Genomic DNA, 15010 nt, shown 5'->3' on the forward strand with positions numbered 1-15010 from the left:
CCGAGTAGCTCTGTCCTAAGCTGTCTAGTTAATGACTACTCACGCTTTGCCCCAGGTTTCCGCTAATCACCCATTCCTCGCGGCCATGCGCCGTCGCGTTCTCATCGGCGATGGCGCCATGGGCACCCAGCTGCAGGATGTCGAGCTGGACCTCGACGAGGACTTTCTGGGCCTCGAAGGTTGCAATGAGATCCTCAATGACACCCGCCCGGATGTTCTGCGCGACATTCATCGTCGCTACTTCGAAGCCGGGGCAGACCTCGTAGAGACCAATACGTTTGGTTGTAACCTGCCCAACTTGGCGGATTACGACATCGCTGATCGCATCGAAGAGCTGGCCTACAAGGGAACCAAGATCGCCCGCGAGGTCGCCGACGAGATGGGACCATCCGAAGATGGCACGCCACGCTTTGTGGTGGGTTCGATCGGACCAGGTACCAAGCTTCCGTCCTTGGGGCACGCGCCTTACCAAGATCTGCGCGATGCCTACGTGGAATGTGCCTTGGGCATGGTCAAGGCCGGTGCCGATGCGTTGCTGATCGAGACGTGTCAGGACTTGCTGCAGGTTAAGGCTGCCGTGCTGGGCGCGAAGATGGCCTTTGAGCAGCTAGGCACAGCAATTCCCATCATCGTTCACGTCACCGTGGAAACCACGGGCACCATGCTGATGGGCTCGGAGATCGGCGCGGCACTGACCGCGCTGGAGCCGCTGGGCATCGACATGATCGGCATGAACTGTGCCACCGGCCCAGACGAGATGAACGAGCACCTGCGCTACCTCTCGCAGAACACCACGCTGCCTGTTTCCGTGATGCCAAACGCTGGCCTGCCAGTGCTGGGCGCCAACGGCGCGGAATACCCGTTGCAGGCACCAGAGCTGGGCATCGCGCTGCGCGGCTTTGTGCAGGAGCACGGACTGTCCATGGTAGGCGGCTGCTGTGGCACCACGCCAGAGCACATTTCCGCAGTTCGCGATGCCGTACTAGGTGGCAATGATTTCGAACCTGCCGTCCAGGCCGAGCGCCATCCACAGCACAACAATGACGTGGCCTCGCTGTACCAATCCATGCCGCTGACCCAAGAAACCGGCATCACCATGATCGGTGAGCGCACGAACGCCAACGGTTCTAAGGCCTTCCGCGAGGCGATGCTCGCTGGAGACCTGGAAAAGTGTCTGGAGATTGCCAAGGACCAGGTACGCGATGGCGCGCACCTGGTGGATCTGTGTATCGACTACGTGGGCCGCGACGGCGTGGAGGACATGGCTCAACTCGCAGCACTCATGGCCACCAACTCCACGCTGCCGGTGATGATCGACTCCACCGAGCCAGACGTGATTCGCACCGGCCTGGAGCACCTCGGCGGACGCAGTGCCGTGAACTCCGTGAACTTTGAAGATGGTGACGGCCCGGATTCCCGCTACCAACGCATCATGCGCCTGGTGAAAGAACACGGCGCAGCCGTGGTGGCTCTGACCATCGATGAAGAAGGTCAGGCCCGCACCGCGGACAAGAAAGTGGAGATCGCCGAGCGCCTCATCGAGGACATCACCGGCAGCTGGGGAGTGCTCGAGGAAGACATTATCGTCGACTGCCTCACTTTCCCCATCTCTACTGGTCAGGAGGAGACTCGCCGAGATGGCATCGAGACCATCAACGCCATCCGCGAGCTGAAGAGGCGCCACCCGAAGATCCACACCACGCTGGGGCTGTCCAACATCTCCTTCGGCCTGAACCCGGCAGCTCGTCAGGTGCTGAACTCCGTGTTCCTCAACGAGTGCGTAGAGGCCGGGCTGGACACTGCCATCGCACACAGCTCGAAGATCGTGCCGATGAACCGGATCGATGATGAGCAGCGTGAGGTCGCACTGGACATGGTCTACGACCGTCGACGTGAAGGCTATGATCCGCTGCAGACTTTCATGCAGCTGTTCGAAGGTGTGAGCGCGGCGTCGGCAAAGGACGAGCGCGCAGAAAAGCTGGCGGCGATGCCGTTGCTCGAACGCCTGGCACAACGAATCATCGACGGCGACCGCAACGGACTGACAGATGACCTCGACGAGGCGATGAAGGAAAAGGACCCGGTTGCCATCATCAACCAGGACCTGCTGGCCGGCATGAAGACCGTGGGCGACCTGTTCGGCTCCGGACAAATGCAGCTGCCGTTCGTGCTGCAATCCGCAGAGACGATGAAGGCTGCCGTGGCTCACCTGGAACCACACATGGAAGCGCAGGCGGACGGTTCGTCGAACTCCAAGGGCAAGATGGTCATCGCCACGGTCAAGGGCGACGTGCACGATATCGGCAAAAACCTCGTGGACATCATCCTGTCTAACAACGGCTACGAAGTGGTCAACATCGGCATCAAGCAACCGATCAGCAACATTTTGGACGCAGCCGACGAGCATAACGCGGACGTCATTGGCATGTCCGGGCTTCTAGTGAAATCCACGGTGGTCATGAAGGAAAACCTCCAGGAGATGAACCGCTTGGGCAAGTCCCACATCCCGGTGATGCTGGGCGGCGCGGCGCTGACCAGGCCGTATGTGGAAGATGACCTCAGTGAGGTCTATGAGGGCGATGTGTACTACTCCAAGGACGCCTTCGAGGCACTGTCCACCTTGGATGTGGTGATGGCCAGCCTCCGCGGCGAACACACCGAGGAATCCGCAGCTGCCGTAGAGAAGCGGGAGAAGCGCCGTGCCCGCCGCGAGCGTTCCAAGGCCATCGCGGAAAAGCGCAAGTCCGAGGCAGAGCCGGTGGACGTTCCCGAGCGTTCGGACGTAGCTGCTGACGTGCCTGTGGCCACCCCGCCGTTCTGGGGCTCGCGCATCGTCAAGGGCATCAGCTTGCAGGACTACCTGCCGACCCTCGACGAGCGCGCACTGTTCCGCGGCCAGTGGGGCTTGCAAGGCACCCGCGGGGCCGAGGGACCAACGTACGAGGAGCTCGTGGAAACCGAAGGCCGCCCACGTCTGCGCGCGCTACTGGATACGCTGAAGGCACGCGGCGTGCTGGATCACGCGGCAGTGGTTTACGGCTACTTCCCGGCTGTCTCCGAGGGCGACACGGTGCACGTTCTGCCCACCCCACAGCCTGGCGAGCAGCCGGATCCATCCGCTGAGCCGGTGATGAGTTTCACCTTCCCGCGCCAGCAGCGTGGCCGGTTCCTGAACATCGCGGACTTCATTCGTTCCCGCGAACTAGCTGTGAAAAAGGGACAGGTAGACGTGCTGCCGTTCCAGCTGGTCACCATGGGCAATCCCATTGCCGAGTATGCCAACGAGCTGTTTGCCAAGGATGCTTATCGAGAGTACCTCGAGGTGCACGGCGTGGGCGTGCAGCTGACGGAAGCGCTGGCGGAGTACTGGCACGCGCGTGTGCGTGCGGAATTGGTTCTTGATGAGGGCGACGCAAAGGGCCAGAAGGTCAGCGCTGAGGATTCTGACAACACGGAGGAATTCTTCGACTTAAAGTACCGTGGCGCGCGTTTCAGCTTCGGCTATGGTTCCTGCCCGGATATGGAAGACCGCATCAAGCTGGTGAAGTTGCTGGAGCCAGAGCGCATTGGTGTGGAGCTATCCGAGGAGCTGCAGCTGCACCCGGAGCAATCCACGGACGCGTTCGTGCTCTACCACCCAGAGGCGAAGTACTTCAACATCTAGGTGGAGGCGGCTGGCGCCTTAAGAAACCGGTGCCAGCATGATCGCTTGATTCACCGAGCCGATGGGTCCAGAGGTGTCGTAGATCCGCGCGACGGTGGTGCCGATGCCGTCTGGCCCATAGTTGGCCTCGGCGAGGATGCCCGTCCATTCGCCCACCGGCATGCGGTGTAGATAGACAGACATGTCCACGTTCATGTAGGTCCACTCCTTTACGCTCAACAGCTCGGGATTGAGTCCGTTGGCGATGTCCACCACTTTCATCAGCTGCGTCCACGGGGTCTCAGGACTACCAGCAACAGTGGGGTAGGAGCTGCGTGCCCAATAGGCATAGGCATTGCCCGGCGCGAAATCATCGTGCTTTTGTGAACTGTTGTCTGGGAGCTCCACTTGGATTGCGTCGATCGAATCGATGTATCCGCTGCTCCAGTGCTGGAGCCATTGTGTGGCGGGAGTGCCCTGTTCGGGTCCGGGGATACGCCGCGCCACGGATCGCTCCACCTCAGTAGTGTCTCTGTCAGTCAACCACCAGCCCCGGCCACGAATGCATTGCCTACCTTGAGCATCGCTGACAACGGCCTCCAGCAAGCTAATGCGCCTGCCGGGGCGAATCACAGTAATGCGTCCGAACAAGGTTCTCAGAGGAACCGCACCGAGGAGGTCGACGGACATGCGGGCATAACGCCCGTCGTGCGTACTCAACCCCGCATCGTGGGCACCCACCTCCAGCAAGTAGGCAATGAGTGCGGCTGGGGGAGAGCCGTGCTGGAAACCCTGGCCCCATGGGCTCGCCGTCAACTCCGTGGCCGTGAAGCGGTATTCCTTCGTGGAGTTGTCCCCCTCGGTTACGGTCTCCACGTGATCCAGCGTGAAGTAGCTTTCCGGCGAATCTTGCGCGTTGTCATTGTGGCGAGATGTGTTCTGCGTCATACTTTCCTCCTTTCCCACACTGTACGGGTGAGGGCTTCACTGCGAGGATGGTTTCGGCGCCTTAGGGTTAGCCACATCATGAAAGCAATTCTGTGGGATATGGATGGCACTCTCGTCAATACCGAGCATCTGTGGGGACGCGCCACATATGGGATGGCAGAGGCGATGGGACGTGAGCTCACCCCAGAGGTTCGCGCACTCACCATCGGCGGGACGATGGCGGGCACCATCCGCATCTGCGCGAACTTCGCTGGAATCCCCGTCAATGAGGACATGATTGCCGCGTGGAAGCGGTGGATGATCCGCACCATGGAGAACTACCTGAGTGGCGATCTCGATTTCCGTCCTGGCGTGGTGGATATCATCGCCGAGGCCAAGCAGAACAACATCCCCATGGCCTTGGTCACCAACACCACTCGCCACCTCACCGATATCGCCCTGCGTTCTATGTACCGCACCATCGGCGAGGATGCGTTTCAGTTCACCTTGTGTGGCGATGAGGTTCCAGAGGGTAAACCCGCCCCCGATATCTACGAAGAGGCCGCCCGCCGCCTGAGCCTGCAACCCGATGAGTGCCTGGTGGTGGAGGATTCCGCGGCGGGGATGACAGCTGCCATCACCGCTGGCTGCCGCGTGTTGGGCATCCCCGTGGAATCCGGCACGGTGGTTCCAGAGGAGGTGACCGCGCTATCCACGCTTCGCCCGCACACCATCAACTTGAACCATATGAGCCTGGCGGACATGCAGCAGTTCTATAAAGAGCTGGGGCGGAGTCCACTGAACGAGGGCTGACGTGAGATAATGAACCACGTGAGTGAGCCCAAGAATTTCGATTCCCTGTTTGCCGAGCTGAAGCAGAAGGCCGAGCAGCGCCCTGCTGGTTCTGGAACCGTCGAGGCCCTTGATGCCGGTGTGCATTACCAAGGTAAGAAGATCGTCGAAGAAGCTGGCGAAGTCTGGCTAGCCGCAGAGTACGAATCTGATGACGAACTGGCCGGAGAAATCTCCCAGCTGATTTATTGGCTGCAGGTGGTCATGGTGGGCCGTGGCCTCACCCCGGACGATATCTACAAGCGCCTGTAGGAAAAGGATCAACTTCCATGCTCCGAGTAGCCGTACCCAATAAGGGTTCACTGTCTGAAACCGCCACCGAGATCCTTAAGGAAGCTGGTTATGCCACCCGTGGTGACTCCAAGTCACTGACGGTGCGAGATTCAGCGAATGGTGTGGAGTTTTATTTCCTGCGCCCCAAGGACATCGCCATCTACGTGGCCTCTGGTCACCTGGATATGGGCATCACGGGACGCGACCTCGCGGCGGATACCCGGGAACAGGTCCAGGAGCTGCTAGAGCTGGGATTCGGTGATTCCACGTTCCGCTACGCCGCTCCGAACGATCAGCAGTGGTCCATTGCGGCGCTTGAAGGCAAGCGGATTGCCACCAGTTACCCCAACCTGGTGCGTCGGGATTTGCAGCAGCGCGGCATCGATGCGGAGGTGATTCGTTTGGATGGTGCGGTGGAGATCTCGATTCGTTTGGGAGTAGCCGACGCCATCGCAGACGTGGTCTCCACCGGTCGCACGCTGCGCCAGCAGGGGCTGGAACCTTTTGGCGAGCCGTTGATCTCTTCCGAGGCGGTCATCGTGGGCCGCGTTGATCATGAGGTCACGCAGGAGCAGTTGGTTCTGATCAAGCGCATCGAGGGCATTCTGCACGCCCGCAACTACGTGATGCTGGATTACAACGTCTCTCGGGACAACTTCGATGCCTGCGCCGCACAGACCCCTGGTTTGTCCGCGCCTACTGTGTCTCCTTTGGCCAATGAGGGCTGGGTGGCTGTGCGTGCGATGGTGCCACGCAAGGATGCGAACTCACTGATGGATAGCTTGTCTGCACTGGGCGCGGAAGCCATCTTGGCCAGCGATATTCGTATCGCTCGCATCTAACTGAGCGAGGCAGTTGGGCCCGCTTCGGGGAGCGTAATTGAAATCCTCGGCTGCCTCTCGCGGTTTTGATTAGGGTGGGTGTACTACTTGACGTCATGTCATGCTCGTACACCCTTCGCGATGCTTAAAGGAAGTTCCATTACCCATGGTTAACGCCCCCCAGCCGTCCCCACAGTCAGAATCCGCAGCTACTGGTCACGTCGTTACCTCGACGGACATCATCACTAACGCCGAGACTCATTCCCTCCGCGCCCGCGAGGCATCCAGCTTCCGTAAGGAAGAGGACCTGCTGGGTGTAATGGAAGTTCCACAAGATGCTTACTACGGCGTGCACACCCTGCGCGCAGTGGACAACTTCCAAATCTCGCGTACCAGCATCAACCAGATTCCGGAGTTCATCCGTGGCTTGGTGATGGTGAAGAAGGCCGCAGCTCTGGCCAATGCAGAGATCGGTGCCTTGGAGCAGGACAAGGCAGATGCCATCATCTGGGCCTGCGATGAAATGCTGAGCAATCACCGGGCCATGGATCAGTTCCCGATTGATGTGTTCCAGGGTGGTGCGGGCACCTCGACCAACATGAACGCCAACGAGGTCATCGCCAACCTGGCATTGGAGAAGTTGGGGTACCCCAAGGGTCACTATGACGTGATCAACCCTAACGATGACGTGAACATGTCCCAGTCCACCAATGATGCCTACCCCACGGGTTTCCGCCTGGGTCTGCACTTCGCGCTAGATCAGCTGATCAAGCACTTGGACGCCCTAGAGCGCGCCTTTGAGGCCAAGGGCAAGGAGTTCAAGAATATCCTGAAGATGGGCCGTACGCAGCTGCAGGACGCTGTGCCGATGTCCCTGGGACAGGAGTTCACAGCCTTTGCCCACAACATCGCCGAGGAGCGTCTCCAGCTGGAGCGCGCCCAGGATGCCCTGCGAGAGATTAACATCGGAGGCACGGCAATCGGCACGGGTTTGAACACCCCTCCCGGATACCAGGAGGCTGTCATCCGCGCGCTCAGCCAGGTGTCCGGATTGGAGATCCTGCCCGCCCGCGACTTGATCGAAGCCACCAGCGACTGTGGCGCCTATGTGACAGCGCACGCGGCGGTTAAGCGCGTTGCGATGAAGCTGTCCAAGATCAGCAATGATCTGCGCCTGCTGTCCTCCGGCCCGCGCGCTGGCCTCAATGAGATCAACTTGCCTCCTCGTCAGGCCGGTTCTTCGATCATGCCCGCCAAGGTCAACCCGGTGATTCCTGAAGTGGTCAACCAGATTTGTTTCAAGGTCTTTGGAAACGACGTCACCGTTGCCATGGCCGCAGAAGCCGGTCAGCTGCAGCTCAATGTCATGGAACCCGTGATCGCTCAGTGTGTCTTTGAGTCCGTGCGATTCCTGGCTCGCGCCTGTAGCACGTTGCGCACGCTGTGCGTGGTCGGCATCACCGCCAACGAGGACGTAACCAAGGGCTATGTGAACAACTCCATCGGCATCATCACGTACCTGAACCCGTTGATCGGCCACCACAACGGTGACCTCATCGGCAAGGAAGCCGCGAAGACCGGTAAGTCCGTGCGTGACTTGGTCTTGGAAAAGGGGCTGCTGGATGAGGAGACCGTGGACAAGGTGCTCTCTGCAGAAAACCTGCTGCACCCGACGTTCCAGGGCGAGCTGCACAAGTAGCGGTCCACACCCTGCACGCTAGATTCCTGCCACACGCTCCCGGGGATACTCCGGGGGCGTTCCGCCAAAGGCGGGGCAAATGGACTGGTGCTGGCACCAATCGCAGAGCTTGGAGGTGCGCGGCTGAAAATCTCCGCTGCGCACGTCGCGGAGGATGTTGGCCCACAGCTCACCCAGATCCCGCTCAAAGTAGTTGAGTTCACTAGGTCCGGGCGCCAGAACCATGTCGTCGGCAACTTTGAGATACATCAAACGCAACTGCGCGGGGATGTGATCGAACATCCGCCACCACACCAGCGCATAAAACAGCATTTGGAAGCGCGCCTGCTCGGAGAATCGAGGGATGGGCTTCTTGCCGGTCTTGTAATCCACCACGCGGACCTCGCCGGTGGCTGCCACATCCACGCGGTCGATGAAACCTCGCACGGGCACACCGTTGGGCAGGACGGTATCTACGTACATCTCGCATTTGTGGGCGTCGAAGCCCCCGGGGTTTTCCATGGTGAAATATCCCTTGACCAGCTCGCGCGCCTCCACCAGGAAGTCCATGGTGGATTCCTCCGGCACCAACTCACCCAGCTCCGCTTCCTCGGAGACCATCTTTTCCCACTCCGGCTTGAGCAACTTCACGGCGCGCGGATACGTCCGTTCGGTGCGCTCAAGCTTGTGGAGGTTCTCCAACACGGCATGCACCAATGTGCCCTTGACCTGGGCGATGGTCTTGGGCTCCGGCAGCTTGTCGATCGCCCGGAAGCGATACAGCAGAGGGCACTGCTTGTAATCACCAGCGCGCGAGGGAGACAGAGCCAGTTTCAGGGGTGCGGGAGAGGAGGTCACGGAAGCCTTTCTTATAGTCCGAGGTCTACAGTGTAGAAGCCCTACGGTGGGGAAGTCGAAGCACAACGGCTAGTATTCACGCATGGCTTATTCGGGACCTTTCACAGCTGGCGACCGCGTACAACTGACGGACGCGAAGCGCAGGCATTTCACCATCACGCTGGAGTCCGGGAAGAGCTTCTTCACGCACAAGGGCGAGATTAAGCACGATGACATCATCGGCAAGGATGAGGGCATCGTGGTGAAGTCCTCTGGCGCTGGTGAGTACCTGATCTTCCGTCACCTTTTGGTGGATCACGTTCTGTCCATGCCACGTGGTGCTGCGGTGATCTATCCCAAGGATGCGGCGCAGATCCTGGTCGAAGGCGATATTTTCCCCGGCGCGACCGTGCTGGAGGCCGGCGCTGGCTCCGGCGCCATGAGCATGTGGCTGCTGCGCGCTGTGGGGGAGCAGGGCAAGCTGATCAGCTACGAAATCCGCGAAGACCACCTGGAGTACGCGCAGGATAACGTCGCTGATTACATGGGCGGACACCCGGACAACTGGGATCTCCGCTTGGGTGACCTCAACGAGGCCAGCAAGGAGGAGATCGGCATGGTTGACCGCGTGCTACTAGACATGCTCTCTCCGTGGGAGATGCTGGACACTGTCAAGGACGTACTGCTTCCCGGCGGTGTGTTCCTCACCTACGTGGCCACGGTTCCGCAGCTGATGAAGGTGATGGAGGGCATTCGCGAGACGAAGGCCTTTACCGAGCCCAAGGCGTGGGAATCCCTCGTACGCGAGTGGAAGGTGGAGGGTCTGGCGACCCGCCCGGAGCACCGCATGAATGCGCACACCGCGTTTCTTATATCCGCTCGCCGTCTCACCGATGGCGTGGTGGCGCCTCGTCCACAGCGCCGCGCGCGACGCTAACTGGCGGCGACTGCCGAGCCCAGCTCGGCCATATGCGCGGACTAAGGCACCCCTTACCCAGAGTGCCTGCGGTGGTGCGTAAACTTGTAAGGCATGACTGGCAATACTGAATCCGGAACGGAATCTTACCGCGAGCTGCAGTTAGCTAACCGCACTCTCGGTGCACGTAATGCCAAGTTGGTTTCTATGCTTCAGGCCAGCCGCAACAAGCTGGAGGAGATCAACGGTCGCCTCGAAGCTCTCGCGGAGCCACCGAGCACCTATGGCACTTTGCTCGCAGTGGGCGCCGAAGGCTTAGAGGCTGAGGTGTTCACCGCCAACCGCCGGATGCGTGTGCCGGTGTCCCCACTGGTGGATCGCTCCGCGATGCAGCCCGGCGCGACAGTTCGTTTGGCCGAGGGCCAGCAGGTCGTGGAAGTCACCGGAGTGGAGGATTCTGGTGACATTGCCCAGGTTGTGGAGATCGTGGGGGAGCGCGTCATCGTCGCCGATAAGGTGGGCGAAGAAACCGTGGTCAAAGCTGCCGGGCCGCTGCGCGAGGCGGTACTGGCCAATGACATCACCCCAGGAGATTCGGTCATTGTGGATCGCCGCTCCGGTTGGGCGTTCGAGGCCGTACCTCGCACTGAGGTCTCCAACTTGGTGCTGGAAGAAGTTCCCGATGTGTCCTACGCCGATATCGGTGGGTTGAGCCGGCAGATCGAGCAGATCCGCGATGCGGTGGAGCTGCCGTTCCTGCACCCCGAGGTCTACGAAGAGTATGGCCTGCGCCCACCCAAGGGTGTGCTGCTGTACGGCCCTCCGGGCAACGGCAAGACGCTGATCGCCAAGGCCGTGGCGAACTCGCTGGCGCAGCAGATGAACAACGGTACAGATGGGGAAACCCACAAAAAGGCAACCTCGTACTTCCTGAACATTAAGGGGCCTGAGCTTCTAAACAAGTTCGTGGGTGAGACCGAGCGCCAGATCCGCCAGATCTTCGAGCAGGCCCGCCGCGTGGCCAGCTCCGGCAAGCCTGTGATTGTCTTCTTCGACGAGATGGAGGCTATCTTCCGTACGCGCGGCACCGGCGTGAGCAGCGATATGGAATCCACTGTGGTGCCGCAGTTGCTGGCGGAGCTGGACGGCGTGGAGTCCGTGGAGAACGTGATTGTCATTGGCGCTTCTAATCGCGAGGAGCTCATCGATCCCGCCGTGCTGCGTCCCGGCCGCTTGGACGTGAAGATCCGCGTGGAGCGCCCTGATGCCTCCGGCAGCGCCGATATCTTGTCCAAGTACTTGACCAGCAGCATTCCTCTGCATCCCGAGCTGGTGGCGAAGGCCGGATCTGCGGACCAGGCAGCGGCATCCTTGCGCGCCCACATCGTGGAACAGATCTTCTCCCGGGAGGATTCCAAGCGCTACGTCACCATGCACTTCGGAGATGGCTCCACCCAGGACTTGTACTGGTCTGACTTCGTCTCTGGTGCAATGTTGGCCAACATTGTTGACCGCGCGAAGACTGCGGCCATCAAGGATGCGCTGAAGTCCCAGGCGGGTCAGCCTTCAGGCCTGACCTTGCAGCACGTTTCCGATGCGGTAGCCGAGGAGGCGCGGGACAACGAGGATCTGCCAGACACCACGAATCCATCCGAGTGGGCCCGCATTTACGGTCACACCAACAAGCGGGTCGTGGACATCACGGTGCACTAGCCCGCGTGGCTGTCATCTGCCGCCATCGCCACTGACCCCCTTCCAACCCACAGACGAGGACACTGGACATGCACATCATCGGCACGGAGATCGAGTACGGCATCGTTGCGGTGGATGACCCGGAGGTCAGTCCCATCGTGACCTCGACGCAAGCAGTCGTCGCTTACGCAGAAGCCAGCGGGCTGGGTATCAACCGCCGCACGCGCTGGGACTATGAAAACGAGTCCCCGCTGCGCGACATTCGCGGGTTCGATCTGCGCCGCTATCGCTCGGGCTCTGCGCCCTCGCTCGATCCCAATGCCTTGGGTGCAGCCAACGTCATCACGTCGTCCGGCGCGCGCTTCTACGTGGATCACGCGCACCCGGAGTATTCCTCTCCAGAAACCACGTCTGCCTGGGACGCGCTGGTGTGGGACAAGGCTGGGGACGTGGTCATGCACCGGGCGGCCGTGGCCTCCGGAGAGGTGGAAGACCAACCACAGCTAAAGATCTATAAGAACAACGTGGACGGTAAAGGCGCTAGCTACGGCACGCACGAGAATTACTTGTATCCGCGCCAGCTGGACGTTGAGGCCGTACAGCAGGCGCTGATTCCGCACTTTGTCACCCGGCAAGTCTTTACCGGATCTGGCCGCGTGGGCTTGGGGCAGACCGGGCAGGAGCCCAGTTTCCAGATCTCGCAGCGTGCGGATTACATCGAGACCACCATCTCCCTGGAGACCACGCTGAACCGCGGAATCATCAACACGCGCGATGAGCCTCACTCCACGGCAGATCGGTGGCGGCGCTTGCACGTGATCATTGGTGATGCGAACATGAGCGAGACCGCGAACTACCTGAAGTTTGGCACCACGGCGTTGGTACTGAAAGCCGTGGAGCACGGCGCAGACTTCAGCGACCTGCAGCTGCTCGAGCCAGTCCAGGCAGTGCGCCACGTCTCCCGCGATCTGAGCTGCACTAAGAAGCTGAGGTTCTACGGTAACCGCGAACTCCCGGCCATTGAGGTACAGCAGGAAATCCGCACGCGCGTGGTGAACACCCTCGAGGGCACGAACGTTCTCTCTGCGGATGATCAACGCGTACTGACGGAATGGGCAAGCATCCTCGACGCGCTGGCCACGGACCCGCTGAGCACCGCGGATCGGCTGGATTGGACCGCAAAACTGAGCTTGATCAACGGCTACCGTGCTCGTGGCATCGAATGGTCCGATCCTCGCTTGGCCGTGCTGGATATCCAATACACGGACATCGATCCGCAGCGCAGTCTGTACCACGCGCTCGTCAAGCGTGGCCGGATGCGCACTCTCGTCGATCCGGCAGACATCCAGGAAGCAGCCCAGCGCGCACCCGCGGACACTCGGGCCTGGCTGCGTGGCCACTTGGTCAGCAATTACTCGGAGAAGATCTTGGCTGCCAATTGGGACAGCATCATCCTGGATGTCCCTTATCACGAGCACGCAGCCACCCGGATCCGCATGGACGAGCCCAGCCAGTTCACCCGCGCCGAGGTTCTCGGCGAAGTCGGGGGAGAGCAACCTGATGCACTCAGCCTCGAGCAGCTCATCCGCAAACTGGAGGAAATAAGCCCAGGCGCGGTAGGTGGCGTCGGGTAAAAACGACGAAACAAAGACGTTAAAGTACAGATCAACAACGAATCGAGGAACCCCATGACCACAGGTGGACAGATCAACGCCGGCGGCGGACGCGGCGATAACGAGGCAAACGACTTCGACGGACAGCCCACCCAATCCGGCCAGGAACAGGTACACGTCACCGGCACGGATGACCTGCTGGATGAGATCGACGGCCTGCTGGAATCCAATGCGGAGGAATTTGTGAAGTCCTACGTGCAAAAGGGCGGACAGTGACCCCTGCAGCAACCACCGGCGAATCCACACGCAGGCTCTCGGAGCAGGTCAACGTCCGCAGAATCATGGGCTTGGAAACCGAATACGGCATCACCAACGTGCTCGATTCCGCCCGCAGGCTCGGCCCAGACGAGATCTCCCGCGAGCTGTTTGAACCCATCACGCGGGAATTCCGCAGCTCCAACATCTACACGGACAATGCCTCCCGCTTGTACCTGGATGTGGGCGCGCACCCGGAGATTGCCACGGCGGAGTGCGATTCGCTGCACCAGCTGATCGCCTACGACCGCGCCGGCGATGTCACCCTGCACCACATGGCCGTAGATGCCGAACAGCGCCTGGCTCGAAGGGGGATCGGCGGGCAGGTCTACCTGCTGAAGAACAACACCGATTCACTGGGCAACTCCTACGGCTGCCACGAGAACTACCTCATCGGCCGCGACGTGCCCCTCAAGGCGCTGAGCAAGCAGCTGCTGCCGTTCTTGGTCACTCGTCAGCTCATTTGCGGCGCGGGCAAGATCTCCATCCCCACGGCGGGCGCACCGAATGAAAACTTCGAGGCGGGCTTTGTGATGAGTCAGCGCGCTGACCACGTATGGGAGGGCGTATCCAGCGCGACCACGCGCTCGCGCCCGATCATCAACACGCGCGATGAGCCACACGCAGACTCCACGAAATATCGCCGCCTGCACGTCATCGTGGGAGATTCCAACATGTCGGAAGTTTCCACGGCACTGAAGGTAGGGTCTACGCTGCTGGTGCTGGAACTCATCGAGGCCGGGTGGGATCTGCCAGACTTTGAGATCGCTAATGAGATTCGTTCCATCCGCGATATCGCCCGCGATTTCACCGGCACTGTACCACTGCGGCTCCGCAGTGGTAAGCAGGCTTCGCCGCTGGAGATCCAACGTGCGTTCCACGCTGCGGCCAAGCAGTGGCTGGAGGCCAGCCGACCGGAAACCGCCCGCGATGAGAAGGGCTACCGCGGCACTCCGAAGGAGCAGCTGGAGCCCGTCGTGGAATTGTGGGGCAGGGTCTTGGATTGCTTCGACACGGGCGATTTCTCACCAGTGTCCACAGAGATCGACTGGGTGATCAAGAAGACGCTGATGGATCGCATGGCTCAGCGCGGCAACTTGAGCCTGAATGACCCTCGCTTAGCGCAGGTGGACTTGACCTATCACGACATCCACCCGCAGCGCGGACTGTTTAATGTCCTGGAGCAGCGCGGATACGCGAAGTCTTTGGTCACGGCCGAGGAGATCGAGCACGCTTGTTTCCACGCACCCGCCACCACGCGCGCCGCCCTGCGCGGGAAGTTCCTCGTGGCCGCCCGCCAGCGCGATCTGTCCATCAACGTGGACTGGATGCGCCTGAAAATCAACGGCGAGCTCGGGATGGAAACCGTGCTGGGGGATCCGTTCTCCGAGGTCGACGAGCGCGTGGACTCCATGCTCGAGCTCATGGAAAGTCTGGTGTAGG

12 protein-coding genes are annotated in these 15010 nt (G+C 60.6%); 10 read left to right on the plus strand and 2 right to left on the minus strand.

The features are described 5' to 3' along the window. The first annotated feature begins 31 nt into the window (after window positions 1-31). The gene (gene metH / locus IM764_RS07340; RefSeq protein ID WP_194187424.1) at window positions 32-3664 is read left to right on the plus strand and encodes a methionine synthase; all 3633 of its coding nucleotides are present in this window, start codon (window positions 32-34) and stop codon (window positions 3662-3664) included. 18 nt (window positions 3665-3682) lie between these two features. Here the strand turns inward: metH and IM764_RS07345 are convergent, their stop codons facing one another. Beyond that, complete coding sequence (locus IM764_RS07345) at window positions 3683-4591, minus strand: thioesterase family protein (RefSeq protein ID WP_194187425.1); 909 nt, start codon at window positions 4589-4591, stop codon at window positions 3683-3685. A 78-nt stretch (window positions 4592-4669) separates the two neighbouring features. Here IM764_RS07345 and IM764_RS07350 point away from each other — a divergent pair, with 78 nt between their 5' ends. The 4 genes from IM764_RS07350 (at window position 4670) to aspA (ending at window position 8215) form a co-directional block, all read left to right on the plus strand. Then, complete coding sequence (locus IM764_RS07350) at window positions 4670-5383, plus strand: HAD family phosphatase (RefSeq protein WP_099298756.1); 714 nt, start codon at window positions 4670-4672, stop codon at window positions 5381-5383. 9 nt (window positions 5384-5392) lie between these two features. Further along, window positions 5393-5674: a phosphoribosyl-ATP diphosphatase gene (locus IM764_RS07355; protein WP_099298757.1), complete on the plus strand. Its 282-nt coding sequence runs from the start codon at window positions 5393-5395 to the stop codon at window positions 5672-5674. A gap of 17 nt (window positions 5675-5691) precedes the next feature. Continuing rightward, window positions 5692-6537, plus strand: a complete 846-nt coding sequence (gene hisG / locus IM764_RS07360; protein ID WP_099298758.1) for an ATP phosphoribosyltransferase — start codon at window positions 5692-5694, stop codon at window positions 6535-6537. Between the two features lie 145 nt (window positions 6538-6682). Then, on the plus strand, window positions 6683-8215 hold the full coding sequence (gene aspA, locus IM764_RS07365; protein WP_194187426.1) for an aspartate ammonia-lyase: 1533 nt from the start codon (window positions 6683-6685) through the stop codon (window positions 8213-8215). A gap of 18 nt (window positions 8216-8233) precedes the next feature. Here aspA and IM764_RS07370 read toward each other — a convergent pair whose 3' ends face one another. Beyond that, a complete protein-coding gene (locus tag IM764_RS07370) occupies window positions 8234-9052 on the minus strand; it encodes a RecB family exonuclease (protein WP_370551568.1) in 819 nt (272 codons plus the stop codon). Between the two features lie 82 nt (window positions 9053-9134). On the opposite strand from IM764_RS07370, the gene IM764_RS07375 reads away from it, so the two are divergent. The 5 genes from IM764_RS07375 (at window position 9135) to pafA (ending at window position 15009) form a co-directional block, all read left to right on the plus strand. Continuing rightward, on the plus strand, window positions 9135-9968 hold the full coding sequence (locus IM764_RS07375) for a tRNA (adenine-N1)-methyltransferase (protein WP_099298761.1): 834 nt from the start codon (window positions 9135-9137) through the stop codon (window positions 9966-9968). Between the two features lie 93 nt (window positions 9969-10061). After that, window positions 10062-11660 carry a proteasome ATPase gene (gene arc, locus IM764_RS07380; protein ID WP_194187428.1) on the plus strand — a complete coding sequence of 533 codons (1599 nt, stop codon included), beginning with the start codon at window positions 10062-10064 and terminating at the stop codon, window positions 11658-11660. Window positions 11661-11728: 68 nt separating this feature from the next. Continuing rightward, entirely contained in the window at window positions 11729-13273 is a 1545-nt protein-coding gene (gene dop / locus IM764_RS07385) for a depupylase/deamidase Dop (protein ID WP_099298763.1), read from the plus strand. A 54-nt stretch (window positions 13274-13327) separates the two neighbouring features. Beyond that, the gene (locus tag IM764_RS07390) at window positions 13328-13528 is read left to right on the plus strand and encodes a ubiquitin-like protein Pup (protein ID WP_099298764.1); all 201 of its coding nucleotides are present in this window, start codon (window positions 13328-13330) and stop codon (window positions 13526-13528) included. Window positions 13529-13593: 65 nt separating this feature from the next. Continuing rightward, a complete protein-coding gene (pafA, locus tag IM764_RS07395) occupies window positions 13594-15009 on the plus strand; it encodes a Pup--protein ligase (RefSeq protein WP_194187461.1) in 1416 nt (471 codons plus the stop codon). The last annotated feature ends 1 nt before the right edge of the window (window position 15010 follow it).

Origin of the sequence: Corynebacterium sp. ED61 (genome assembly GCF_015233855.1) — a bacterium.
Classification (GTDB): Bacteria; Actinomycetota; Actinomycetes; order Mycobacteriales; family Mycobacteriaceae; genus Corynebacterium; species Corynebacterium dentalis.

Excerpts from the sequence above, each read along its gene's own strand:
- metH (WP_194187424.1), top strand. The coding sequence starts at position 32 with ATGACTACTCACGCTTTGCCCCAGGTTTCCGCTAATCACCCATTCCTC.
- IM764_RS07345 (WP_194187425.1), bottom strand. The coding sequence starts at position 4,591 with ATGACGCAGAACACATCTCGCCACAATGACAACGCGCAAGATTCGCCG.
- IM764_RS07350 (WP_099298756.1), top strand. The coding sequence starts at position 4,670 with ATGAAAGCAATTCTGTGGGATATGGATGGCACTCTCGTCAATACCGAG.
- IM764_RS07355 (WP_099298757.1), top strand. The coding sequence starts at position 5,393 with ATGAACCACGTGAGTGAGCCCAAGAATTTCGATTCCCTGTTTGCCGAG.
- hisG (WP_099298758.1), top strand. The coding sequence starts at position 5,692 with ATGCTCCGAGTAGCCGTACCCAATAAGGGTTCACTGTCTGAAACCGCC.
- aspA (WP_194187426.1), top strand. The coding sequence starts at position 6,683 with ATGGTTAACGCCCCCCAGCCGTCCCCACAGTCAGAATCCGCAGCTACT.
- IM764_RS07375 (WP_099298761.1), top strand. The coding sequence starts at position 9,135 with ATGGCTTATTCGGGACCTTTCACAGCTGGCGACCGCGTACAACTGACG.
- arc (WP_194187428.1), top strand. The coding sequence starts at position 10,062 with ATGACTGGCAATACTGAATCCGGAACGGAATCTTACCGCGAGCTGCAG.
- dop (WP_099298763.1), top strand. The coding sequence starts at position 11,729 with ATGCACATCATCGGCACGGAGATCGAGTACGGCATCGTTGCGGTGGAT.
- IM764_RS07390 (WP_099298764.1), top strand. The coding sequence starts at position 13,328 with ATGACCACAGGTGGACAGATCAACGCCGGCGGCGGACGCGGCGATAAC.
- pafA (WP_194187461.1), top strand. The coding sequence starts at position 13,594 with ATGGGCTTGGAAACCGAATACGGCATCACCAACGTGCTCGATTCCGCC.